Here is a 24,956-nt window from a genome sequence, read left to right on the forward strand (position 1 = left end):
ACCACAACTAAATACAACAACACCATGACAATTTTACTATTGGGGTCAGGCGGAAGAGAGCATGCATTTGCATGGAAAATGACTCAGAGCCCGCTTTGCGAAAAACTTTTTGTAGTACCTGGAAATGCAGGAACAGCTGCAATTGCTGAAAATGTAGCAATATCTGCCACAGATTTTGAAGCAGTAAAAGCACTTGTACTTAAAGAAAATATAAGTTTAGTAGTTGTAGGACCTGAAGATCCGTTGGTAAAAGGTATTTACGACTATTTCAAAAATGACGAAAGTTTAAAAAATATTCCGGTTATTGGACCATCTCAATTGGGGGCGCAATTAGAAGGAAGCAAGGAATTTGCAAAAGAATTCCTGATGAAACACAACATTCCAACTGCAGCTTATGACAGTTTTACTGCTGAAACAGTTGAAAAAGGATGTGATTTTTTAGAAACTTTGCAGCCACCATACGTTTTAAAAGCAGACGGATTAGCAGCAGGAAAAGGAGTTCTGATTATTCAGGATCTTGAAGAAGCTAAAACAGAATTGCGTAACATGCTGGTTCATGCAAAATTTGGTACAGCAAGTTCAAAAGTAGTTATAGAAGAATTTTTGGATGGAATCGAATTAAGCTGTTTCGTTTTAACGGATGGTAAAAACTATAAAATTCTTCCAACAGCAAAAGATTACAAAAGAATTGGAGAAGGAGATACAGGTTTAAACACTGGTGGAATGGGAGCCGTTTCTCCCGTTCCTTATGTGGATGCTGTTTTGATGGAAAAAATTGAAACTCGTATCGTTAAACCAACCATCGAAGGTTTCCAAAAAGACGGAATCGAATACAAAGGTTTTGTATTTATTGGTTTAATCAACGTGAAAAACGAACCAATCGTTATTGAATACAACGTAAGAATGGGTGATCCTGAAACTGAAGTTGTAGTGCCAAGATTAAAATCTGATTTAGTTGAATTGTTCTTGTCTGTTGCAGATCAAAAATTAGGAGATTTTAATTTAGAAGTTGATCCAAGAAGCGCTACTACTGTCATGTTAGTATCTGGAGGATATCCTGAAGATTTCGAAAAAGGAAAAGTGATTACAGGTTTAGAAAATATTACAGATTCGATAGTTTTTCATGCAGGAACAAAATTAGATGGCGAAAATGTCGTTACTAATGGAGGACGTGTAATTGCAGTAACATCATACGGAGATAATTTCCAGGAGGCCATAAAAAAATCTTACCAAAACATAGATAAACTAAGCTTTGATAAGATGTATTTTAGAAAAGATATTGGCTTCGATTTACTTTAAAAATATTCAACAAGCCCTTTTTAATTAAAGGGTTTGGTTTTTATTTTAAAAATGAATGAGCTGTTGTATCTTGGTTTTCTGTTCCGGCATCATCAAAAATACGTAATTGTTTAATCCAATAAACGATTGCGCATGAACAGATGATCATGAAAATCCAGTTGATAGTGTTTGCACCAAACCATGTAATTAATTCCAAACGACGTAAAAAGTCAAGAGGAGCAAACAAAATGTTAACGAATAAGTATTGAATTCCTTCGAAAAAAGCTGTCATAATTTATAAAATTATATGTTATTATTGTTTTTAACGCATTGAATCAAAATTCAAAAAGAATCTTTTTCAACTTGTTGGTTTTCCTTTTTAAACAAGTATTATATTTACAGTCACAAAAGTATAAAATATCCTTATGATAACAAGTGTTTTTAAAAAATCTACGCCATTAAATTATTCTTTGGTCGTAATTTTGATACTGGTTTTCTTTTTTATGTTTCAAATTCAGGGACCATTATGGATGAGTTCTTATTTTTTGGCGTTTCAAAAAATAAGTTTATTGTGCTTTATTTTAGCTTCTTTTTTTCTGATAAATTTTATCGTAAAAAAGAACGGACTCAGTAAAGACAATGGTTACGCTATACTTTTCTATTTGTTATTTTTATTGTTTTTTCCAACAATATTTAATAATCCAAATGTATTATATGCTAACTTTTTTATTTTGCTGGCACTTCGAAGATTAATTTCTTTACAATCGCTTAAGGCTTCAAAAGAAAAAATATTTGATGCTTCTTTTTGGATTTTAGTGGCTTCGTTATTTCAATTTTGGTGTGTTCTTTTCCTGGTATTGGTTTTTATATCGATAATTTTTCATGTATCCCGGGATTACAGAAATTGGATTTTACCTTTTATTGCTCTTATAGGAGTTGCGTTATTATTTTTAACGACATCCTTAATGTTTAATTTTGATGCCATAAAATTTATTCAGGATAGGGCAGTTTTCGATTTAAGGATTGAGTATTTTAAAAATAATTATGAAAATGGTGCATTCTCAATCTATGTTGCAGTAGTTTTGTTTTTTGTAGTTTCAATGTTAACAACCTTATCAGACAGACCTCAAATTGTACATACTTCATACAAAAAAGTGGTAGCTTGTTTTTTTATTGCTGTCTTTGTTTTCATTCTTTCACCAGACAAAAGCAATGATTTATTATTGTTTAGTATTACGCCGTTGACTATTATGGCCTCGAGCCATATTGAATATATGCAGCAAAAACTAAATAAAGAAATTGTGTTTTATGTACTTATTTGTTGTAGTTTGTTTACTTTTTTCTCTCAATTATAATTTATTTCCATAAGCAAGATCACCGGCATCACCAAGTCCGGGAACAATATAATTTTTCTCGTTTAATTTTTCGTCTAAGGCAGCAATCCACAAATGACAATTGTCAGGAAGCTTTTTTTCAAGATAGGCAACTCCTTCCGGAGCGGCAATAACGACTACAATATGAATCTCTTTTGGAACAGCATTTTGAACTAATTTTTCATGAACTGCGACTATAGATTGACCTGTAGCCAGCATTGGATCAAGAAGCAGGACAGTTTTATCGTTTAAGTTTGAGAGTGCCTGATATTCGACTAAAATTTCAAATTCAGCATCATTATTAGGATGATATCTGGAAGCAGAAACAAAGCTATTTTCAGCATGGTCAAAATAATTTAAAAAACCATTATGAAGTGGTAGTCCGGCTCTCAAAATAGAACATAAGACTAAATCATTTTCAATTTCAGTAGTTTTTTTGATACCAAGAGGGGTTTGTATTTCGACATTTTTATAGGAAAGATTTTTACTCAGTTCATAGGCCATAATTTCGCCTATTCGTTCTATATTTCGTCGAAAACGCATACTGTCGTTCTGAATATTTATGTTTCTGATTTGTCCTAAAAAGTGATTTAGAACACTATTATTTTCAGAGATGTTATGAATTTTCATAATAGGTTTTTAGAATGATTAACGGTAAAGAATACCGGGACGAAAAATTATTGGTTTTTATCGTACTATAAAAGTATAAAAAGTATCTTTGTAACTCTAAAAAATAAAGACATGTTTTCAAAATTAGCATATACTGTTTTCGAACAAAGCATCAAAGATTATCATCAATTTGACAGCGTTGATCAACCAATAAACAATCCGTTTCCTAAAGACAAATTTGAGCATTTATTATATTTAAAAAACTGGATAGACACTGTACAATGGCATTACGAAGATATTATACGTGATCCGCAAATTGACCCTGTAGCAGCTTTGACTTTAAAAAGAAAAATTGATGCTTCTAATCAGGAACGTACTGATATGGTGGAATATATTGATAGTTACTTTTTGCAAAAATACAGTCATATAAAAGCAAAAGACGGGGCAAAAATTAATTCTGAAAGTCCTGCCTGGGCTTTTGACAGACTGTCAATTTTAGCATTGAAAATTTATCATATGAACGAAGAAGCAACTCGTGCAGAAGCTACACAGGAACACAGAGATAAATGTCAGGAAAAATTGAATATTCTTTTGGAGCAAAGAACAGACTTGTCTACAGCAATTGAAGAATTATTGACGGATATCGAAAGTGGAGAAAAATTCATGAAAGTGTACAAACAAATGAAAATGTACAACGACGATGATTTGAATCCGGTTTTATATCAAAATAAAAAATAATTTGGCAGAGTTGTCAAACAACAAAATCAAGCATATAGCCGTCATGAGACTATCCGCAATGGGAGATGTCGCCATGACGGTTCCTGTTTTACGAGCGTTTGTAAAACAATATCCAACAGTAAAACTGACTGTAATTTCTCGTCCTTTTTTTAAACCTTTTTTTGACGGAATTCCGAATTTGGAGTTTTTTGCTTTTGATGAAAAAGAAAGACACAAAGGATTTCCCGGACTTTTGAGATTATTCAGAGATTTGAAACAGCTTCAAATCGATGCTTTTGCGGATCTTCACAATGTTTTACGATCTAAGGTTGTGAGTTTGCTTTTTGCTTTAAGCGGAAAAAAAAGAGCAACTGTTGATAAAGGACGTGAAGGAAAAAAAGAATTAACCCGCGCAGAAAAGAAGATTTTCAAACAATTGCCAACGATGTTTGAAAGGCATGCCAAAGTGTTTGAAGAACTGGGTTTTCCATTAGATTTATCAAATCCTGAGTTCCCTGAAAAAGCTGTTTTAAGTGCAGAAATTACAGATTTAATTGGAGAAAATTATCAAAAACTAATCGGAATTGCACCTTTTGCCCAATATGATTCTAAAGTTTATCCTCTGGATTTAATGAAGGAAGTTGTTTCAGCACTTGCACAAAATCCAAACAATAAAATACTGCTTTTTGGCGGAGGAAAAAAAGAAATCGAAATCCTGGATTCACTTTCAGAGCCGTTTGAAAATGTAATAAATGTGGCAGGTAAAATTAAATTCCAACAGGAATTAAAATTGATTAGCAATCTGGATGTCATGCTTTCTATGGATTCTGGAAACAGCCATATTGCAGCAATGCTGGGTGTAAAAGTGGTCACACTTTGGGGAGCCACACATCCGTATGCCGGATTTTTACCATTCAACCAAAGTTTGGAAAATACATTAACTTCGGATCGAAACCAATATCCAAAAATCCCAACTTCTGTTTACGGAAATAAAATTGTTGAGGGTTATCAAGATGCTATGAGAACTATAACAGTAGAATCTGTTTTAAAAATGTTAAAACATTAAAACAAATTAATGTAATTAGCTTAAAAATTATGTTTATTGTAGTTTGTTTCTTTTGAGAGAATAATTTTATAAATTATTTAACAAAGGGTTTTAAAGGCGTAATCTTAAATATATTACTTTGGCTTGTTGTGAGTTAGGTCTTACAAATAAGCTTAATGATATTTAATATTATAATCGCAAACTATTTATGCCAAAAATTTTAGTAACAATTACAATTTTGTTCTTATTCTCGTTTTCATCATTTTCTCAAAAAACAAATCTTTCAGGTATTTTAACCGATGAAAGTGAAAAGACACCCATTTATAATTCTGTTGTTGCTTTATTAACACCCAAAGACTCTATTTTGTACAGATTTACCCGATCTGATAAAGAGGGAAAATTTAATATTAAAAATATAGAAGCAGGAAACTACATCCTGATGACTACCCATAGTCAATATGCAGACTATTTGGATGCAATAACTCTAGAAGATGGTGAAAAAAACATAGGAACAATTGCTCTAATAAGTAAAATGAAACTCCTAAAAGAAATAATAATAAATACAGGTTCTATAAGAGTTAAAGGAGATACCACGAGTTACAGGGCCAGTGATTTTAAAGTAGACGCCAATGCAAACGTTGAAGAATTACTAAAGAAACTGCCAGGTATACAAGTTGATAAAAATGGTACCATAAAAGCTATGGGCGAAACAGTAGAAAAGGTATTAGTTGATGGTGAAGAGTTTTTTGGAGATGACCCAGGTATGGCTGTCAAAAATTTAAGGGCCGATGCTGTAAAAGAAGTACAGGTTTTTAATAAAAAAAGTGATCAGGCTGAGTTTACCGGAATAGATGATGGCGAAACAAAAAAGACAATTAATCTGAAATTAAAGGAAGATAAAAAGAAAGGATATTTTGGTAAAATTGATGCTGCAAATCAACCATTTTCTGATACTGATTCCCGGTACAATATCAATTCGATGTTTAGCAGTTTTAAAGGTAAAAGAAAATTATCTGCTTTTTTATTAAACGGAAACACGGGTCAGGACGGACTTAGCTGGCAGGATAATGATAAGTTTGGCGGACGCGATGATATAAGCATGAATATGGATGATGATGGAAATGTAAGTTATGAGTGGACAGGTGGTAATAATGATGAAGAGCCGTATGTTGACACTCAAAACGGGTTTATCAAAAACACCAATGCAGGACTGCAGTACAGCAACAAGTGGAATGATAAACAGACTCTGAATCTATCTCCAAAATATAATAAGCAAATTTACACCAACAATAATATTAGGAATGTCCGGACACAAGTAGGTGAAACGCAGTTAAACGAAAATACATCGACAGTGAGCAATGTAAACAGAGGTAATTTCAAGGTAAATGCTACTTATGATGTAAAATTAGATTCTTTAAATTCCATAAAATTTACTGCCAAAACTAACTTTTATAATACAGAAAGCGATGAATTTATAAACGGAACCACTACAGGAAATGGCGTATTAAAAAACAAGCAGGAAAAAACTTTTATAACAAATTCAGACAAGCAGTCTTTGCAGGCTAATATTTTATTTAGACATAAATTCACCAAGGAACGTCGTACATTTTCTCTAAATGGCAATTGGAATATGTTGCATACAAATTCAGATAATTTTTTGAAATCTTTTAATGAAAGCTATAATGAAGGAGTTTTTTCTTCAAGGGATGATGTTGATCAAAATAAAATAGGAGAAAAAACAAATCAAGATTTAGGATTAAACATTACTTACACAGAGCCACTTAATAAAAATTTTGCATTGCAATTTGGCTATCAGATTACTCACAATACAGGTAAAAGCAATTATTTAACCTATGATTATTCCAAGGATACAGGTGATTATGATTTGGTTGTTGAATCTTTATCAAACCAATTCAGGCAAACAATAACAACACACAGACCTAATATAAAATTGAGCTATAATGCTAAAAAGATAAATTATAGTTTTGGAAGCGGTTTTGGGTTTACTTCATTTGATTTGCTGGATCAAACATTAAATAAAGAATATAAGCGTCATTATACTAACTTTTTCCCAACGGCAAATTTTTCTTATAAGTACAAAAGCAATAGTAATTTACGTTTTAGCTATGAAGGTGCTACTAAACAGCCTACTATAAATCAATTACAGCCTTTGAGAAACAATCAGGATTTCTTTAATCAAATTTTAGGTAATCCGGATTTAAAGCAATCCTTTACAAACAGGATATCTATATTTCATAACACTTACAGTATTTTGACAGAATCGCAATTTTATCAAAATATTACTTTTAGTTCGACTTCTAATTTAATTTCTTATAACAAAGATATTGATCCGGAAAATGCTAAAACAATTACCACACCTATCAATACAAACGGTAATTTTTCCGGTAATTTTTACTTTGGATATGGATTTAAGGTAAAAAAAATAGATTTATACGTAAATCTAAATCCAAGTCTAAACTATAACAAATACGTACTTAGTATTAATAATAAAATCAATAATTCGAATACTTTAAATTCAGGATTTGGAATTTATCTGAATAAATTTAAAGAAAAGAAGTACGAGTTTAGTTTAAGTAATAATTTTTCAAATAATAGAAATTCTACTTCTCAAAACGATGAAATAAAATCATTTAACACTAATAATTTGAGCTTAGAGATAGGAGTTTATTTTAGAGAGAAATGGAAACTGTCAACAGATTACAATTTATTCTCTCGTCAAAAGACGGTTGATTTTCAAACCAATCTCACCAATCAATTGTGGAATGCAAGACTGCAGCGTACCTTTAAAAATGATGAGTTTACGGCTTATATTATGGTAAGGGATATTTTGAATCAAAATATAGGTATTAACAGATATGTTTATGAAAATATAATAGGGGAGGAACAAAATGACAGATTAAAAAGATATGTTATGGTAGGCCTAACCTGGAATTTTAAAAACAAAGACACAGCAGCAAAAAAATAATTATGATGCTGTTCAGTAAAAGTAAGGGACAGCAATAAGAAACATAAAAAAATATACCGAAAGATTATGAAATCACCACTTTTTTTTATTGCAGTATTAATGTTTACAATTATCTCAAAAGCACAACACTTTGTAGATAAGGCTATAATTGAATATGAGGTAAATACCAATCTCAAAAAAACAATGAGTAATGACAGCTGGGACGAGATGATGAAAGAGAATCTTTCGGACTTAAAAATATCCTATTTCACTTTCACTTTTGCAGATAACAAAAGCATTTATAAATTTAACAGGTGGAGTCCAAAAACAAGAATACCAAAACATCAAAAAGAGGCTGATGAAGAAAACATCTGGTACCATGATTTTTCTTCAGGAAAAATGAACGTGCAAAAACAAATAGTAGGAACCAATTTTGTAATAGCAGATAGTATACAGAATATACAATGGCAAATCACAAATGAACACAGAGAAATTATGGGCTATAATTGCCGGAAAGCCATAGGAAAAAGGACTGACGGGGTATATGTATTTGCTTTTTACACAGATGATATAACCATTTCTGGCGGTCCATGTTCTGTAAATGGTTTGCCGGGTATGATTTTAGGACTTACAATTCCAAGATTATATACTTCATTTATGGCTGTAAAAATAGATTTAGAAATCAGTAACGGATTAGATATAAAGCCTACTCCAGCTAAAAAAACCTATGACTTAGTTGAACTAAAATCATTATTAGAAGAAAAAACAAAAGATTGGTTCAGTTACGGGGAGGATAAAGAAGAAAATAAAAGGCAAAAGGAAATGTTTTTTTGGAATGCTTTTTTATAATATTATTTAATTTTTATAAACAAATTAATAATAGGTTCTTACCAAATTTTTAAATTCGTTAACTTTATTAGCTCCTACATCAAAACTATAAGAATATCTATAAATTCTTGATACAGCAATTCCATTTAAATATTGTGGTTTATAAACCGCAGATATGTTTTTTATCAATTGCTCCAGTTCATTGCAAATATTTGGATTAGGAGCAGTTGCTTTTACATTTGTAATCTTTCCTTCAGCATCTATTTGAAATGAAAAACTAGTTTTGATAATTCCGGTGAGTTTTGTTTTATTTCCGATAGTTCTTTTAAAATTATTGACAACAATTGTTTTAATATTTTCATTCATACAATTGTCCAACTCCTTTGAGCTGGATAAATGGCAATCTTTATCGAAAATTGGAGGCGTATGTACAAAAGGCTTCTCGTTAGACATAATAATATTTTTATTATATCTATTAATGATAATAGGATAACTGTAAGAATCTATAGTGTTTAGAGGTTTGATATTTAACTTTTCAAAGGGAAAATATCTAAAAATAGCAACAAGCTGATTATTAAGCTCTGTATTTGCATTCGTTTTAATATTAATTGGATTGCCTTTTTTGTCAATATCAAAATAGATACTAAGCACAGGAAAATCTATAAGAGGAATATCATTTAACTCCTTGTTACTTATATATTTTTTAAAGTGGAGCGCCAAGTCACTATTAGGATTTAAAAAGGAATCATTTGAATACAACTGTTCATTATATTCTTCTACTTCTTTGGTATATTCATCATTTTTGGATTCTATTTGAAGATCAATTGTTTTTTCATAAGTAAAACTTGTTGGTATACCATTTCTGGTGGCCGGGCTTTTGGCCTTTGGAAATAATGCAATGATGCGATTTAATTCCCGGCTAAGACTATCTGTTGGTGCTTTACAGTTTATTTGTTCAATAACTCCTTTTTCATTTATTAAGAATTTAACACGTAAATTTAATTTACCTAATATTTTAGCTTTAGTAATTTGTACAGGAGATATAGTATTTGCAATATATGCTGAAAGCTGACTATTAAAACAGTTAGACAACTTAGATTTGATTGCAGACGTTTCGCAGCCTTCAAATACTGGATTCCTGTCATAGACTACATTTGTACTGCAATTAACAACCATTTTATTATTTTCTTGAGAAAGAATCTGAAGTGTATAAATATTTAGTTGGCTCTTTTCAGCAATATTCAGATCTTCTATATCAAAATATTTAAAAGCTTCACGAATACTTTTGTTTAATTCTGAATAAGGAGAATTAACAATTATACGAATTGGTTTATTTAATTTGTCAAGGTTAAATGTTAAATAAATATATTTTTTGTTTTTTATCGTATCAGTAATTTGGTAAGAATCAATCAATCTGGAATCGATTCTTTTTGCAAAATATTTAGAGAGATTATTTGTTTTATTTGGTTTTGCATACAAAGCAAATTCTTCATATTTATCAATAAAGGCTTGATATTCTGATTGTGAAAAACCAGTAGTAGTATATAAAAAGAATAATAAAAACAAAAAGTACTTCATAATAGAATATAATTAATGCTATAAATGTATGAAATCACTTTGTAATTTTATTTTTTTATTTAATGAAACCGCTTGGTTTGAGATAAAATTAAGAAAATATAAGTTTTAAAAAAGCCAAAAAAAATTCCAAATCTCAATTTATAAAGTTGGAATTTGGAATTTATTTTTTTTGAAATTTCAACGATTATACATCATCAAAATCTACATAAATAGTTTCCGAAGTTGGATGTGCCTGACAGCTAAGTACCAAACCGTCGGCAATTTCCTTATCGGTTAAGATTGAGTTTTTCGTCATTTCGGCACTCCCTTGAGTTATACGGCAAAGACAGCTGCTGCAAATTCCGCCCTGACAAGAATACGGAGCATCGATTCCTTGTTTTAAGGCTGCATCCAAAATTGTTTGTTTTTGAGACATTTCGAAAGTAACTTCTTCATCATCAACCAAAACAGTAATTTTTGTATGTCCTTCTAAGGAAGTTTTTATTTCGTGCTCTTGAGATGAGGTAGTAAAAAGTTCAAACTTAATAGCGGAGTCTTTTACGTTTTTCTCTTTTAAAATTCCGGAAACCGTATTGATCATTTCTTCCGGACCACACAAATAAAACTTATCAAATTCCAGTTCCTTGTGTTTGTTATTCAAGACAAAATTTACTGCCGATTTATCGATTCTTCCAAACAATGCATTTTCCGCTTTAGCCTGACTAAATACATAATGCACAAAAAGACGTCCTACATATTGTAGTTGTAAATCGTGCAGTTCCTGATGGAAAATAGTTTCATCGGGAGTTTTGTTTCCATAAACCAATACAAAAGTACTTTTTGGTTCACTTTTTAAAACCGATTTTATGATAGAAAGAACAGGAGTAATTCCGCTTCCTGCAACAAAAGCTGCGTAGTTTTTTTGTCTTTCAGCATCAGGTTCAAACGTGAATTTTCCTTCCGGATGACCTACTTCAAGTACATCTCCGGCCTTAAGTTTCGTATTGGCAAATTGTGAAAATAAACCATTCTTAACCGCTTTTACAGCAATTCTCAATTCGCCGCTTTCAGGTCCTGAGCAAATAGAATAAGCACGACGAATTTCCTGATTATCAAGAGTTAATTTTAAATTTATATATTGTCCTGCAATAAATTTATAATCTGGTTTTAGTTCTTCGGGAACATTAAAAAGGATTGAAACAGCATCAATAGTTTCGCGTTTTACCTCTTTAATTATGAGTTTTAAGAATGAAGGCATGATATGATATTTTATGCAAATATACTAAAGACAAAATGTTTCCTGAAAACAAAAAGGCTGAATTTAACATACATAAGTTATCAATGTATAATTTTCTTATGTATATTTGTTTGTCAAATTTAAGATAAAAATGAAAAACTCACAATTATACAAAGGCAGTCTTAACACCATAATAATGAAATTACTAGAAGAAAATGGTAGGATGTATGGTTACGAAATTACCCAAAAAGTAAAATTGATTACAAATGGTGAACTTAATATTACCGAAGGTGCTTTGTATCCGGCTCTTCATAAATTAGAAGCCGATGGTTTGCTGGATGTTGAAATCGAAAAAGTAGATAATCGTATGAGAAAATACTACAAGCTGACAGAATCCGGGCAAAAGGAAACCATCAACAGATTGACAGAATTGGAGAGTTTTATCAAAAACATGCAAAGTTTAGTAAGTCCTAAACTTGAATTTTAATTTTTGGAAACATGAAATTAACCATCGAACAAATTGCAAAAATAGACGAAGCCTTAGTGTTAAACGGAATTATTTATGAGGATATAAAATTAGAGATGACAGACCATATTGCTTCTGAAATCGAGTATGAAATGACCGAAAACGCAACTGATTTTGAAATTGCTTTTAAAGAAGTTTTCAAAAATTGGAAAGAACAATTTAAGCCAAAAACCTATGGTGTTTGGCTTGGAAATTATGCAGGAGCCAAAATTTTTATGGATAGATTTTTACAATTTACTATAGACGAATATAAGGCAGGATTTTGTTTATTAGTAATTTTTATGATTCAGAAAGCATTAAATTTTGATGTAACGTTTACAGATGATGGCGCAAATTTTACAATAATAGCTTTGAAAGCCTTACTGTGTATTGTTTTTATAATAACAGTAACAGGAAGAATTATGCTGAAAAAACATCAATTTAAAACCACTTTTTCAGAAATATTTAAGCGTAGATTTTATTTAACAATTGTTTATTTTTTGGGATTTATGCTTGGAGCTTTTCCTATTTTGCCATCTTTAGAAAACAACTATAGTGACAGTTATTCAATCTTTCTGGTTATAATTTTTATATTTTATAATTTGAATAGTTTTCGATTAGTAGCAAAACATTTCAAAATAAAGAAACAATTTGAAAAGAGTTTTACAAGCTAAGATTGTGCAACATTTGATTTTACGTATTCGTTCAGGGATTTTTAATCTAAAAATTTCAGCTCACGGTTTGTAATTTGGTAAGAAGTTTTCAGCTTCAAAATATTTTGTAACGTTTTCTTACATTTGATTACATACTACGAAACTTAAACCAAATAACCATGATTAAAAAGTTTATTTATCTCGAATGGAAAGCCTTTACAAGATCGGCATCGTTTGGTGCTAATTTAGCAATGAAAATTCTGATAGGTTTTTTAATGGTCTATTTTTCCATCATTTTTGTCGGAATGGGAATAGGAGCATTTTACATCCTAAAGAAAATGAATCTCGAACCCTTACTCACAGTCAATAAATTTTTGATTTATTATTTTTTATTCGATTTAGTAGTTCGATTGTTAATGCAGGCCATTCCGGTATTAAATATCAAGCCATTACTGGTTCTGCCTTTCAAAAAACCAACGATTGTCCATTTTTCATTAGGTAAAACAGCAATATCATTTTTTAATTGGGCACATGCTCTCTTTTTTGTTCCTTTTTCGGTAGTACTTATTATTGAAGGTTATGATGTTTTGGGGATTCTTTTTTGGCTGATAGCTGCTTTTTCCCTAGTATACATCAACAATTTTTTGAATATTATTTTGAGTAATATCGATAAATTATTTGTTGTTTTTATCGCAATCACATTGGCTTTAGGTGCTGCACAATATTATAAATTCTTTGATATTACGTTTTTTACCGGACCAGTTTTTCAGTCATTTTATGATGCTAAAGGATTATTTTTAATTCCGGTTTTGGTATTAATTGGCCTGTATCAATTTACATTCAAATATTTTAAGAACAATTTATTTTTAGATGCCGGCCTTTCTAAAAAAGAAGATATTGCTACAACAGAAAACCTTGTCTGGCTAAATCAATTTGGAACTTTAGGGACATTTCTAAAAAATGATATCAAGCTGATTAAAAGAAACAAAAGATCCAAAACTACAATTTTTATGAGTATTCTCTTTTTGTTTTACGGATTGATCTTTTTTGGAAATACGAATCAACCGGAAATCATGCATATTTTTGCGGGAATATTTGTTTCAGGCGGATTTATGTTTGTCTTTGGTCAGTTTGTACCAAGTTGGGACAGTTCATATTATCAACTCATGATGACACAGAATATTCCCTATCGGGGATACATCACCTCAAAATGGTGGCTGGTTGTCATTGCTACTTTTGTTTCGACCATTTTAGCATCATTTTACCTTTTTTATGGATGGGAAGTTTATCTGACCATTGTGGTTGGTGCAATTTATAATATAGGAGTCAATTCGCATTTGGTCCTTCTGGGCGGGGCATTTACAAAAACACCAATTGACTTAAGTAATGCCGGAGGCGCATTTGGAGATAAAAAGGCATTCAATATAAACGCTATGTTATTGACACTGCCGAAATTATTATTACCATTAGGACTTTATGGAACCGGACTATATTTAGGAGACAAAACCCTTGGATTGTTGCTGGTTGCAGGTGCAGGAGTTTTAGGTTTTGTGTTTAGAAATACTGTTTTTTCTATAATTGAAAAAAGATATAAAATCGAAAAATACAGCACGATCAGCGCTTACAAACAGAAGAACTAATTAGCCAATTTGAAAATGTGTCAATTAGATAATTAGTCTTAATTGATAAATCTAATAATCTTAATTCAAAAATCTAAAATTACCATGATACAAGTAAATCAACTTTCAAAAACATATAACGGAACAACAGTTTTAAACATAAACAATCTTGAAATTCCAAAAGGGCAAAGTTTTGGCTTAGTGGGAAATAACGGAGCAGGAAAAACTACTTTTTTCAGTTTATTACTAGATCTGATTCAGCCTTCAACAGGAAATATTAGCAGTAATAATATTCAGGTAAACACAAGTGAAAACTGGAAATCTTTTACAGGTTCATTTTTGGACGAAAGTTTCCTTATTGGATATTTAACACCCGAAGAATATTTTTATTTTATCGGAGATTTGCGTCATCAGAATAAAGCTGATGTCGATGCTTTATTAGCCCAGCACGAGGAATTTTTTAACGGAGAAATTTTAAAAAACAAAAAGTACCTGCGTGATTTATCAAAAGGAAACCAGAAAAAAGTTGGAATTATAGCAACGCTTATTGGTAATCCCGAAGTAATTATTCTGGACGAGCCTTTTGCCAATTTAGATCCAACCACAGTAAGCCGGTTAAAAAAAATCATTAAAGAATTAGCTGAAAATCCAAACGTTACAGTTCTCGTTTCCAGTCACGATTTACAGCATACGGTTGAGGTTTGTGATCGAATTGTAGCTTTGAATAAAGGAGAAATTGTAAAAGATATTCAAACCTCAAAAGAAACCTTACAAGAGTTAGAATCGTTTTTTGCGGTATAAATTTCTATATTTCAAAAAGAAGCGTATTTTTACCAGTCATTATACTAAAAATCCTTTTTAGAAGTTAAATGATCTAAACTCTTTTCTATTGAAAAAGAATACGCTGAAATATAGTTTTCCTTTTGTTTTTTTGTTTTTTTTGATAGCCTGTTCTACCAAAAGAGATACTTTTTTGGCTAGAAACTCACATGCTTTGAGTACCAAATACAACATTTTGTATAATGGCGGGATAGCGTTGGATAAAGGATTGAAAACCATTCAAAATAACGATCAGGATAATTTTTGGGAAATGCTTCCAATCGAAAAAATGCAAATCGATGAAAGTATTTCTGAAAAGGAAAAAACCAAAAATCCCGATTTTGAACTGGCTGAAACAAAAGCAACAAAAGCGATTCAGAAGCATTCAATGAATATTGGCGGAAGAGAAAAAAACAGTCAGATTGATGAGGCCTATTTAATGCTTGGAAAAGCACGTTATTATGATCAGCGTTTCATTCCGGCGCTTGAAGCATTCAATTATATTTTATATAAATATCCAAATAGCAGTAATATTTATACCGCAAAAATTTGGCGTGAAAAAACCAATATGCGTTTAGGAAATGACGCAATTGTGATAAAAAACATCAAACTGTTATTGAAAAAAACAGATTTAGATAAACAAACATTTTCTGATGCAAATGCATTATTGGCAGAGGCATTTTTACATTTAGAAGAAAAAGACAGTGCCGTTATCAAACTTAAAATTGCCGAAAAGTTTTCTAAAAGAAATGAAGACAAAGCACGCTATCGTTTTATTTTAGGTCAGATGTATCAGCAAGCAGGAAAAAAAGACAGTGCTGTTTATTTTTACAATGGTGTAATCGATATGAATCGAAAAGCCGACAGAAAATATATGATGCAGGCATATGCTAAAAAAGCGCAGATGTATGATTATGAAAGCGATAATGATACTCTGTTTTTAAAGACTTATAACAAGTTAGTTGCTGACCGCGAAAACCGACCATACTATGATGTTCTGTTTTATGAAATAGGGGTTTTTTATGATAAAAAGAAGCAGCAGGAAAATGCTTTGGAATTTTATAATAAATCATTGTCAAGAAAATCGAAAGACTCTTATTTGATAGCATCGACTTACAGAAATATAGGTAATATGTATTTTAAGAATACAGATTATACAATGGCTGCCAAATATTATGACAGTACATTAATAAAATTAAACCCAAAAACTAGAGAGTTTGCCTTTATTGAGAAAAACCGAAAAAATTTGGACAATGTTATCAAATATGAAGCGATAGCAAAACGAAATGACAGTATTATTGAGGTAAAAAGCTTTTCGGATCCGGAGAGAAAATTATATTTTGAAAATTATATAGCAGAATTAAAAAAGAAAGACGAGGCGAAACGCATCTTAGAAGAAAAAGAAAAAGAACGATTAGCGAATATTGAACAAAACACTAATTCTAACAGTGCTCAGGAAGTCGTAAATCCTCAATCAACAGGAAATAATTCGCCTGTTGGTATACCCGGAGGTTTCAATCCGCCAATAGAAAATGATGTTTCAAGTACTTTCTATTTCTACAACCCATCAACGGTAGCTTACGGAAAATTGCAATTCAAAAAAATGTGGGGCAACAGAGGATTATCAGGAAACTGGAGATTATCTGCTTCAAGATCAAATGAAGATACAGCCCTTACGGATGAAATGAATAGGAAACAGGATTCGATAGATGCTTTGAAAGAGGTAATCGTTATCGAAAAGTACACAACAGAATTTTACGAAAAACAACTTCCAACAACTCAGATTGCTATGGATAGTATTGGTAAAGAGCGCAATTTTGCCTACTACCAATTAGGATTAATTTATAAGGAAAAATTTAAGGAGTACGATTTGGCCAGCAATAAATTTGAGCGATTGCTTCTTAATAATCCTGAAGAAAAATGGATTCTTCCATCGATGTATAATTTATATAAAATTTATCAAATTACAAATCCCGCAAGAGCCGAAAGGATAAAATTTGATATTACTACCAATTATCCAAACTCGAGATATGCCCAAATTTTAGGTAATACAAATCCTGAAAGCGGCAACTTATCGCCCGAAAAGGAATATGAGAAATGGTATAAATTATTTACAGATGAGCAATATGATCTTGTTTTAGATAATATTGATAATTTGATTAACCAATTTTCAGGTGATGAAATTGTTTCTAAATTTGAATTGCTAAAAGCAAATACTTTGGCAAAAGCAAACGGTTTGGAAGCCTACAAAAAAGGTCTGGAAACAGTAGCGGATAATTATCCAAATAGTGACGAAGGTAAAAGTGCCCGAGAAATTTTAGAAAAACAAATTCCAGGCTTAGAAAAACTTGATTTTACCACAGTTGATGCAAAAAACTGGAAAATTGTATATCTGGTTTCTAACAGTGACACCAAAACAGCTAAAAAAATCGAAGAAGCTATTAAAGTTTTTTTATTAGTTGAAAATTTCGAAAGACTAACAACTTCTTTAGATAGATATAACAGGACAGAAAGTTTTTTCGTAATTCACGGTATTAAGTCAGAAGCTTATGCAAAAGATCTTTCGGAGCTTTTTCGTGAAGATAACAAGTATAAAATAACACATCCTGCAATTATTATATCAAGTGATAATTATAAAATAGTTCAGATGAAGAAAAATCTTCAGACTTATTTATCACCTAAAACTCCATAATTATGTTTGAAAAAGCAAAAAAAAGCGGCACAGAGCTTTTAGGAAAAACCAACAGAATTGTTGAAGGAACTTCTATTATTGGTGATATTGTTTCTAAAGCTGATTTTAGGCTGGATGGAGAATTGATTGGAAATTTTACGTCACAGGGCAAACTCGTTATCGGATCATCAGGAATTATAAAAGGCGATATTATTTGCCATAATGCTGATATTGAAGGAGAATTTCAAGGCAAACTAAAAGTTTTAGAAATCCTTAATATAAAAGCTACTGCAAAAATTCATGGAGAAGTTGCGGTTGGAAAACTTTCTATAGAGCCAGGAGCAGATTTTACAGCTACTTGTACGATGCTGACACAAGCGAATCAAGTAATTATGTTGGAAGATGGAAGAGGAACCGAATAATAATAGAAGAAATAAATGGCTGGCATTTATTAATATTCCATTTCAAATGGGTATTATTATTTTTGCATTTTCTTATTTCGGAACTTGGCTTGACGAAAACCATCCAAGCCGTAAAGTGTATTATAATACTATTTTTGTATTGTTAGGTGTTGGAATTGCTTTATATAATGTAATTCGACAAGTAAACGATATTAATAAAACAAAGTAGAGTTGCATATTTGCATCAAATTAGTTCAAATGCTTATAAATTATAAAAAACCGATATTTTCTTTTTTTTGTCTTGCTTTGGCAGCTTATATTTTACACAAAGTAATTTTCTTTTTTTTGGAAATTAATGTTCAAAATTTTCATTACAGTTTAGAGTTACAATATTTATTCTTTTTCGGGATTTCTATATTATTATACCTTATATTATTACTAGTAAAAAAGAAGAATTTTGAAATAGTTGGAATGATTTTTTTATTTGGAACTTTTGCACAAATGTTATTAGCATATTTAGTTCTACAGCCAATTTTAAAAAACAGTACAATACAAACAGATGTTGAAAAAATCAGTTTTTTTATAACATTTGTGCTGTTTTTGTTATTTCAGACGCTTTTAACTATCCGATTATTAAATGAAAAGCCTTAAATTAGCGATTCTGTAAAACAACGTTCAAAAATAATTTTTCAGATCCTTTTTAATATTAATAAAAAATGTACCTTTGCACCAAATTTTAGAAACGTAAAAAAATAAGATTTTCCACGATATGGTGATTTCAAACAAACCGCTCAGCTTTATTCTTGCCGCTTTTGTAGCTTCTCTACCAATTATGGGTTTTGCAAATCCAGAGAATGACTCAACGCATGTTCAAACTGAAACAGCTCATGAAGAGAAAGTAGTTTCACATAACGCTCATCAAGGAGAAGAGCATGTAGCTCTTGATCCAAAAGTAAAAGTGGATGCTTTTATTGATCATCACTTACAAGATTCTCACGACTTTGTTTTCTTTCAAGATGAGAAAGAAAACAAAAGCTATGGTTTTTCATTACCAGTTATTTTAATTGATGGAGGATTGAAAATTTTCTCTTCTTCAAAATTGCACCATGGTGAAGCAGTTGCAGAAGTTGACGGAAACTTCTACAAGTTAGTTCATGGTAAAATTTACAAAACAGATGCAGCTGGAACAATTAACTTTAACGAGCACGGACATCCTGAAAACGAAAAACCTTTAGATTTTTCTATTACTAAAAATGTTGTTTCAATGCTTTTTGTTTCAATACTATTGTTCTTCATGTTTACTGGTTTAGCAAAATCGTACAAAAAAGGGCCAATTCCAACGGGATTTGGAAGAGTCTTAGAACCGCTTATTATTTTTATTAGAGATGAAATCGCAGTTCCTAACATTGGAGAAAAAAAGTATCGTAAATATATGGGTTACCTGTTAACTGTATTTTTCTTTATATGGTTATTAAACTTATTAGGAATGACTCCTCTGGGAATTAACGTTACAGGGAATATTGCTATTACAGTTTGTTTAGCAGCATTTACTTTCTTAATTACACAATTTAGTGCAAACAAAGATTATTGGGGACACATTTTCTGGATGCCAGGAGTTCCGGTTCCAATGAAAATTATCTTAGCTCCAATTGAAGTTTTAGGAACACTAACAAAACCATTTGCATTATTAATTCGTTTGTATGCAAACATTACTGCAGGTCACGTAGTAATTATGAGTTTGATCGCTATGATTTTTGTAGGTAAAAACTTAGCTGCAGATTTACCAATCTCTTTAGGATTAACATTATTTATTTCGGTTATTGAAGTTTTAGTTGCATTTTTACAGGCCTTTATCTTTACAATGCTGTCATCATTATTTATTGGTATGGCTGTTCAGGATCACCACCATGATGATCACCACCACGCAGAAGAAAACGCAATTATTTAATTTAGAAGTTTAATTTTATATATATAAATACTTATGGGAACAATTCCAACTTTAGTAGGTGCAGGTTTAGTAGTAATCGGTGCAGGTTTAGGTTTAGGTAAAATCGGTGGATCTGCTATGGACGCTATTGCTCGTCAACCAGAAGCTGCTGGTAAAATTCAAACTGCGATGATTATTATCGCGGCTTTATTAGAAGGTTTGGCATTCGCTGCTTTAATCCTAGGAAAAAACTAATAAAGAAAGAAATAACAGCATCTTTGACGGTTGGTTAAAGATGTTGTTACTTTAAAAGAAATTAAATATTTTAATATAGTATAAAATGGATAAGTTAATTAACGATTTTTCATTCGGTTTATTCTTCTGGCAGGCATTAATCTTGTTAGTATTGATTTTGCTTTTAGTGAAATTTGCATGGAAACCAATTATGGAATCTATTACTGCAAGAGAAGAAGGTATCAAAAATGCATTGCTTTCTGCTGAAAATGCAAAAAGAGAAATGGAAAACTTACAGGCTGATAATCAAAGAATTTTGAATGAGGCTCGTTCAGAACGTGACGCGATGTTAAAAGAAGCTCGTGAAATGAAAGAGAAAATTATAGCTGATTCTAAAAACGAAGCACAAGAAGCGGGTCAAAAAATGATCGAGCAGGCAAAAGCTGCTATCGAAAGTGAAAAAAATGCTGCAATGGCAGAATTGAAATTACAAGTTTCAACTTTATCATTAAGCATCGCTGAAAAATTATTGAAAGAAGAATTATCTAACAAAGAATCTCAAACTAAATTAGTAGAGAAAATGTTAGGTGACGTAAAGTTAAACTAAGATTATGGCAAGTACAAGAGCAGCAATTCGTTATGCAAAAGCAATTCTAGACTTAGCAAACTCTAAAGGTGTTGCCGAAGCTGTCAATAACGATATGAAATCAATTGCTTCTGCAATTGAAACTAATACAGAATTGAGTACATTTATTCAAAACCCAACTACAAAAGTTGAAGTTAAAGAAAGTGCTCTTTTAGAAGTTTTCGCAGATGTTAATGGTGTAACTAAAGGTTTATTTCATTTATTATTCGAAAACAAAAGATTTGAAATTTTAGAAGCAATTGCATTAGAATACAGCAAAGTATTTGATGAAGGCAATGGAATAGAAGTAGCAAAAATTACGACAGCAATCCCAATGGATGCTGCTTTAGAAGCTAAAGTTTTGGCTAAAGTTGCAACTTTGTCAGATAAAAAAATAACAATTGAGAATATAGTAGATCCAACAATTATTGGAGGATTTATTTTAAGAATAGGTGATCAGCAATACAACGCTTCAGTTGCAAACAGATTACAAGTATTAAAGAGAGAGTTAAGTAATTAGTTTTTATAACACAAAAAGTGTCTAAATTATAAATTAAGATGGCGGAAATCAAACCTGCTGAAATTTCAGCAATATTAAGAAAGCAAGTAGAAGGTTTTGAATCTGGTGCTACGCTAGAGGAAGTAGGAACAGTACTTCAAGTTGGAGATGGTATTGCTCGTATTTACGGGCTATCTAATGTACAATATGGTGAGTTAGTTGAATTTGAAAACGGACTTGAAGCTATTGTATTGAACCTTGAAGAAGACAATGTGGGTGTGGTACTTTTAGGGCCATCAACGGGTATCAAAGAAGGATCAACAGCAAAAAGAACTCAACGTATCGCTTCTCTTAAAGTAGGTGAGCAAATGGTAGGGCGTGTTGTAAACACTCTTGGTTTTCCTATTGATGGAAAAGGACCAATTGGTGGAGACTTATACGAAATGCCTTTAGAAAGAAAAGCACCTGGTGTTATTTTCCGTCAGCCAGTTACTGAGCCGTTACAAACTGGAGTAAAAGCAGTAGATGCTATGATCCCGGTTGGTCGTGGACAACGTGAGCTTGTAATTGGTGACCGTCAAACAGGTAAATCAACTGTTTGTATCGATACGATCTTAAATCAAAAAGAATTTTACGATGCAGGAAAACCTGTATTCTGTATATATGTTGCAATTGGACAAAAAGCTTCAACTGTAGCAGGAATCGCTAAAATGTTAGAAGAAAAAGGCGCAATGGCTTATACAGTTATTGTTGCAGCTAATGCTTCTGACCCGGCTCCGATGCAAGTTTATGCTCCTTTCGCAGGTGCTGCAATTGGAGAGTACTTTAGAGATTCAGGTCGTCCTGCCCTTATTGTGTATGATGATTTATCTAAACAAGCTGTTGCTTACCGTGAGGTTTCTCTTTTATTAAGAAGACCACCGGGACGTGAGGCTTACCCTGGAGACGTTTTCTACTTACACTCTCGTTTATTAGAGCGTGCTTGTAAAGTAATTGCTGATGACGGAATTGCTAAAAACATGAATGATTTACCGGATTCTATCAAGTCTATCGTAAAAGGTGGTGGTTCATTGACTGCTTTACCAATTATCGAAACTCAGGCTGGTGACGTTTCTGCATATATCCCAACAAACGTAATTTCGATTACAGATGGTCAGATTTTCCTTGATGGAGATTTGTTCAACTCTGGGGTTCGTCCTGCGATTAACGTAGGTATCTCTGTATCTCGTGTTGGAGGTAATGCTCAGATTAAATCAATGAAAAAAGTTTCTGGAACATTAAAATTGGACCAGGCTCAATTCCGTGAATTAGAGGCTTTCGCTAAATTTGGTTCTGACCTTGATTCAGTTACTTTAAACGTAATTGAAAAAGGAAAAAGAAACGTTGAAATCTTGAAACAAGGTTTGAACGATCCTTATACAGTTGAAAATCAGGTTGCTATTATTTACGCTGGTTCTAAAAACTTATTAAGAAACGTTCCTGTAAATAAAGTAAAAGAATTTGAAGCTGATTTCTTAGCTTACTTAAACAGTAAACATAAAGACACGCTTAACGCGTTGAAAGCGGGTAAATTAGATGACAACATTACTGATGTTATCGAAAAAGCGGCAAAAGAAATTTCAGCAAAATATATCTAATTAGAGAATTAGTCAATTAGATAATTAGAAAATGTCTCTGGACTTTGTCTAATTATCTAATTTTCAAATTGTCACATTTTTAATTAACAAATGGCAAATTTAAAGGAAATCCGTAATAGAATTACTTCCGTTTCATCGACGATGCAAATTACATCGGCTATGAAAATGGTTTCTGCTGCAAAGCTTAAGAAAGCACAAGATGCAATCACTGCAATGCGCCCTTATGCCGAGAAATTAACGGAGTTGCTGCAAAATCTTTCTGCTACACTTGAAGGTGAAGTAGGTGGTGATTACACAACACAACGTGAAGTAAAAAAAGTATTGCTTGTTGCTATAACTTCGAATAGAGGTTTATGTGGTGCATTCAATTCAAATATTATTAAAGAGATTAAAAACCGTACTCAGTTTTACGCTGGAAAAGAAGTTGATGTTTTTCCAATAGGGAAAAAAGGAAACGACGTTTTGACTAAAACGCATAAAGTTCACGGTCATCATAATGCAATCTTTGATCATTTAACTTTTGAAAATGTTGCTGCAATTGCTGATAAATTAACTGAAAAATTCTTATCAGGAGAATACGATAGAATTGAATTAGTTTACAATCAGTTTAAAAATGCTGCAACTCAAATTGTTCAGGTTGAGCAATTTTTGCCATTAGCTCCAATTAAATCTGATGTAGTGGTTTCTACAGGGGATTATATTTTCGAGCCCTCAAAAGAAGAAATCGTGTTAACTTTGATTCCAAAATCATTAAAAACACAATTATATAAAGGTATTCGTGATTCATTTGCTTCAGAACACGGAGCGCGTATGACAGCAATGCACAAAGCTACTGACAACGCAACTGAATTAAGAAATCAATTGAAATTGACATATAACAAAGCTCGTCAGGCTGCTATTACTAATGAAATCTTAGAAATTGTTGGTGGTGCTGAAGCCTTGAATGGATAAGTAGATTAGAATTTATAAATACAAAAAAGAGCCTGCAATCAAATGCAGGCTCTTTTTTTGTGTTTTAAGAATTCCCCATAATTCTTAAATCAAATTTTAAAATGGTGATTCCTGAGAATTCTTTCCCCAAGAATCAGTTCCATTTTAAAGATTGTCAGTGGAAATAATACCACTTTGCTTTGTCTTTTATGGGAACAAACTAGCTTTATAAGATCCCAATGCTCTGTTTTTTTTAAGGGTTACATATCAGCTCTATCAATCCCTTGCTTTGTTTTTGTGGGAACAATATAGCTTTAAATCCCAGTGCTCTGTTTTTTTAAGGGTTACAAATCAGCTGTACTCAATCCCTTGCTTTGTTTTTATGGGAACAATATAGCTTTAAATCCCAGTGCTCTGTTTTTTTAAGGGTTACAAATCAGCTGTACTCAATCCCTTGCTTTGTTTTTATGGGAACAATATAGCTTTAAATCCCAGTGCTCCGTTTTTTTAAGGGTTACAAATCAGCTGTACTCAATCCCTTGCTTTGTTTTTGTGGGAACAAACTAGCTTTATAAGATCCCAATGCTCCGTTTTTTTAAGGGTTACTAATCAGCTGTACTCAATCCCTATGCTTTGTTTTTGTGGGAACAATATAGCTTTAAATCCCAATGCTCCGTTTTTTAAGGGTTACAAATCAGCTGTACTCAATCCCTATGCTTTGTTTTTGTGGGAACAATATAGCTTTAAATCCCAATGCTCCGTTTTTTAAGGGTTACAAATCAGCTGTACTCAATCCCTATGCTTTGTTTTTTGTGGGAACAATATTA

23 protein-coding genes are annotated in these 24,956 nt (G+C 31.8%); 19 read left to right on the plus strand and 4 right to left on the minus strand.

What is annotated here, in order from left to right:
* The first annotated feature begins 24 nt into the window (after positions 1 to 24).
* Positions 25 to 1,299 carry a phosphoribosylamine--glycine ligase gene (gene purD, locus BXU10_RS07185; protein WP_078226757.1) on the plus strand — a complete coding sequence of 425 codons (1,275 nt, stop codon included), beginning with the start codon at positions 25 to 27 and terminating at the stop codon, positions 1,297 to 1,299.
* 40 nt (positions 1,300 to 1,339) lie between these two features.
* Here the strand turns inward: purD and BXU10_RS07190 are convergent, their stop codons facing one another.
* Positions 1,340 to 1,570: a hypothetical protein gene (locus BXU10_RS07190; protein WP_031453858.1), complete on the minus strand. Its 231-nt coding sequence runs from the start codon at positions 1,568 to 1,570 to the stop codon at positions 1,340 to 1,342.
* Positions 1,571 to 1,703: 133 nt separating this feature from the next.
* Between BXU10_RS07190 and BXU10_RS07195 the strand changes: the two genes are divergently transcribed.
* Entirely contained in the window at positions 1,704 to 2,633 is a 930-nt protein-coding gene (locus BXU10_RS07195; RefSeq protein ID WP_078226758.1) for a DUF6427 family protein, read from the plus strand.
* Here the strand turns inward: BXU10_RS07195 and upp are convergent.
* A complete protein-coding gene (gene upp, locus BXU10_RS07200; RefSeq protein WP_031453860.1) occupies positions 2,628 to 3,281 on the minus strand; it encodes a uracil phosphoribosyltransferase in 654 nt (217 codons plus the stop codon). The genes BXU10_RS07195 and upp overlap by 6 nt on opposite strands.
* A gap of 111 nt (positions 3,282 to 3,392) precedes the next feature.
* Between upp and BXU10_RS07205 the strand changes: the two genes are divergently transcribed.
* From BXU10_RS07205 to BXU10_RS07220, 4 genes are all read left to right on the plus strand, one after another.
* On the plus strand, positions 3,393 to 3,998 hold the full coding sequence (locus BXU10_RS07205; protein WP_078226759.1) for a DUF4254 domain-containing protein: 606 nt from the start codon (positions 3,393 to 3,395) through the stop codon (positions 3,996 to 3,998).
* A gap of 43 nt (positions 3,999 to 4,041) precedes the next feature.
* Positions 4,042 to 5,043 carry a glycosyltransferase family 9 protein gene (locus BXU10_RS07210; RefSeq protein ID WP_078227935.1) on the plus strand — a complete coding sequence of 334 codons (1,002 nt, stop codon included), beginning with the start codon at positions 4,042 to 4,044 and terminating at the stop codon, positions 5,041 to 5,043.
* Positions 5,044 to 5,230: 187 nt separating this feature from the next.
* Positions 5,231 to 8,008 carry a TonB-dependent receptor gene (locus BXU10_RS07215; RefSeq protein ID WP_078226760.1) on the plus strand — a complete coding sequence of 926 codons (2,778 nt, stop codon included), beginning with the start codon at positions 5,231 to 5,233 and terminating at the stop codon, positions 8,006 to 8,008.
* 66 nt (positions 8,009 to 8,074) lie between these two features.
* Entirely contained in the window at positions 8,075 to 8,836 is a 762-nt protein-coding gene (locus tag BXU10_RS07220) for a GLPGLI family protein (protein WP_078226761.1), read from the plus strand.
* Positions 8,837 to 8,860: 24 nt separating this feature from the next.
* Here BXU10_RS07220 and BXU10_RS07225 read toward each other — a convergent pair whose 3' ends face one another.
* The gene (locus BXU10_RS07225) at positions 8,861 to 10,228 is read right to left on the minus strand and encodes a hypothetical protein (protein ID WP_123921964.1); all 1,368 of its coding nucleotides are present in this window, start codon (positions 10,226 to 10,228) and stop codon (positions 8,861 to 8,863) included.
* A gap of 349 nt (positions 10,229 to 10,577) precedes the next feature.
* Complete coding sequence (locus tag BXU10_RS07230; protein WP_078226763.1) at positions 10,578 to 11,630, minus strand: ferredoxin--NADP reductase; 1,053 nt, start codon at positions 11,628 to 11,630, stop codon at positions 10,578 to 10,580.
* A gap of 130 nt (positions 11,631 to 11,760) precedes the next feature.
* On the opposite strand from BXU10_RS07230, the gene BXU10_RS07235 reads away from it, so the two are divergent.
* From BXU10_RS07235 to atpG, 13 genes are all read left to right on the plus strand, one after another.
* Positions 11,761 to 12,096, plus strand: coding sequence for a PadR family transcriptional regulator (locus tag BXU10_RS07235; protein WP_078226764.1), 336 nt, complete (start codon positions 11,761 to 11,763; stop codon positions 12,094 to 12,096).
* Between the two features lie 11 nt (positions 12,097 to 12,107).
* The gene (locus tag BXU10_RS07240) at positions 12,108 to 12,788 is read left to right on the plus strand and encodes a hypothetical protein (protein WP_078226765.1); all 681 of its coding nucleotides are present in this window, start codon (positions 12,108 to 12,110) and stop codon (positions 12,786 to 12,788) included.
* Positions 12,789 to 12,946: 158 nt separating this feature from the next.
* Positions 12,947 to 14,407, plus strand: coding sequence for a DUF5687 family protein (locus tag BXU10_RS07245; RefSeq protein ID WP_078226766.1), 1,461 nt, complete (start codon positions 12,947 to 12,949; stop codon positions 14,405 to 14,407).
* 84 nt (positions 14,408 to 14,491) lie between these two features.
* Complete coding sequence (locus BXU10_RS07250; protein WP_078226767.1) at positions 14,492 to 15,187, plus strand: ABC transporter ATP-binding protein; 696 nt, start codon at positions 14,492 to 14,494, stop codon at positions 15,185 to 15,187.
* Positions 15,188 to 15,275: 88 nt separating this feature from the next.
* A complete protein-coding gene (locus tag BXU10_RS07255; RefSeq protein WP_078226768.1) occupies positions 15,276 to 17,897 on the plus strand; it encodes a tetratricopeptide repeat protein in 2,622 nt (873 codons plus the stop codon).
* A 2-nt stretch (positions 17,898 to 17,899) separates the two neighbouring features.
* Positions 17,900 to 18,298, plus strand: a complete 399-nt coding sequence (locus tag BXU10_RS07260) for a polymer-forming cytoskeletal protein (RefSeq protein ID WP_078226769.1) — start codon at positions 17,900 to 17,902, stop codon at positions 18,296 to 18,298.
* Positions 18,279 to 18,506 (plus strand): AtpZ/AtpI family protein, encoded by a 228-nt coding sequence (locus tag BXU10_RS07265; protein WP_078226770.1) that lies wholly within the window; start codon positions 18,279 to 18,281, stop codon positions 18,504 to 18,506. The genes BXU10_RS07260 and BXU10_RS07265 overlap by 20 nt, the downstream gene beginning before the upstream one ends.
* A gap of 540 nt (positions 18,507 to 19,046) precedes the next feature.
* Complete coding sequence (gene atpB, locus BXU10_RS07275) at positions 19,047 to 20,225, plus strand: F0F1 ATP synthase subunit A (RefSeq protein ID WP_078226772.1); 1,179 nt, start codon at positions 19,047 to 19,049, stop codon at positions 20,223 to 20,225.
* A gap of 33 nt (positions 20,226 to 20,258) precedes the next feature.
* A complete protein-coding gene (gene atpE, locus BXU10_RS07280; protein WP_026727281.1) occupies positions 20,259 to 20,459 on the plus strand; it encodes an ATP synthase F0 subunit C in 201 nt (66 codons plus the stop codon).
* Between the two features lie 85 nt (positions 20,460 to 20,544).
* Complete coding sequence (locus BXU10_RS07285; RefSeq protein ID WP_078226773.1) at positions 20,545 to 21,045, plus strand: F0F1 ATP synthase subunit B; 501 nt, start codon at positions 20,545 to 20,547, stop codon at positions 21,043 to 21,045.
* A 4-nt stretch (positions 21,046 to 21,049) separates the two neighbouring features.
* Entirely contained in the window at positions 21,050 to 21,583 is a 534-nt protein-coding gene (gene atpH, locus BXU10_RS07290; RefSeq protein WP_078226774.1) for an ATP synthase F1 subunit delta, read from the plus strand.
* A 38-nt stretch (positions 21,584 to 21,621) separates the two neighbouring features.
* On the plus strand, positions 21,622 to 23,199 hold the full coding sequence (atpA, locus tag BXU10_RS07295) for a F0F1 ATP synthase subunit alpha (protein WP_078226775.1): 1,578 nt from the start codon (positions 21,622 to 21,624) through the stop codon (positions 23,197 to 23,199).
* A 90-nt stretch (positions 23,200 to 23,289) separates the two neighbouring features.
* Positions 23,290 to 24,150: an ATP synthase F1 subunit gamma gene (gene atpG, locus BXU10_RS07300; RefSeq protein WP_078226776.1), complete on the plus strand. Its 861-nt coding sequence runs from the start codon at positions 23,290 to 23,292 to the stop codon at positions 24,148 to 24,150.
* The last annotated feature ends 806 nt before the right edge of the window (positions 24,151 to 24,956 follow it).

Source organism: Flavobacterium sp. LM4 (genome assembly GCF_002017935.1).
Taxonomy (GTDB): Bacteria; Bacteroidota; Bacteroidia; order Flavobacteriales; family Flavobacteriaceae; genus Flavobacterium; species Flavobacterium chungangense.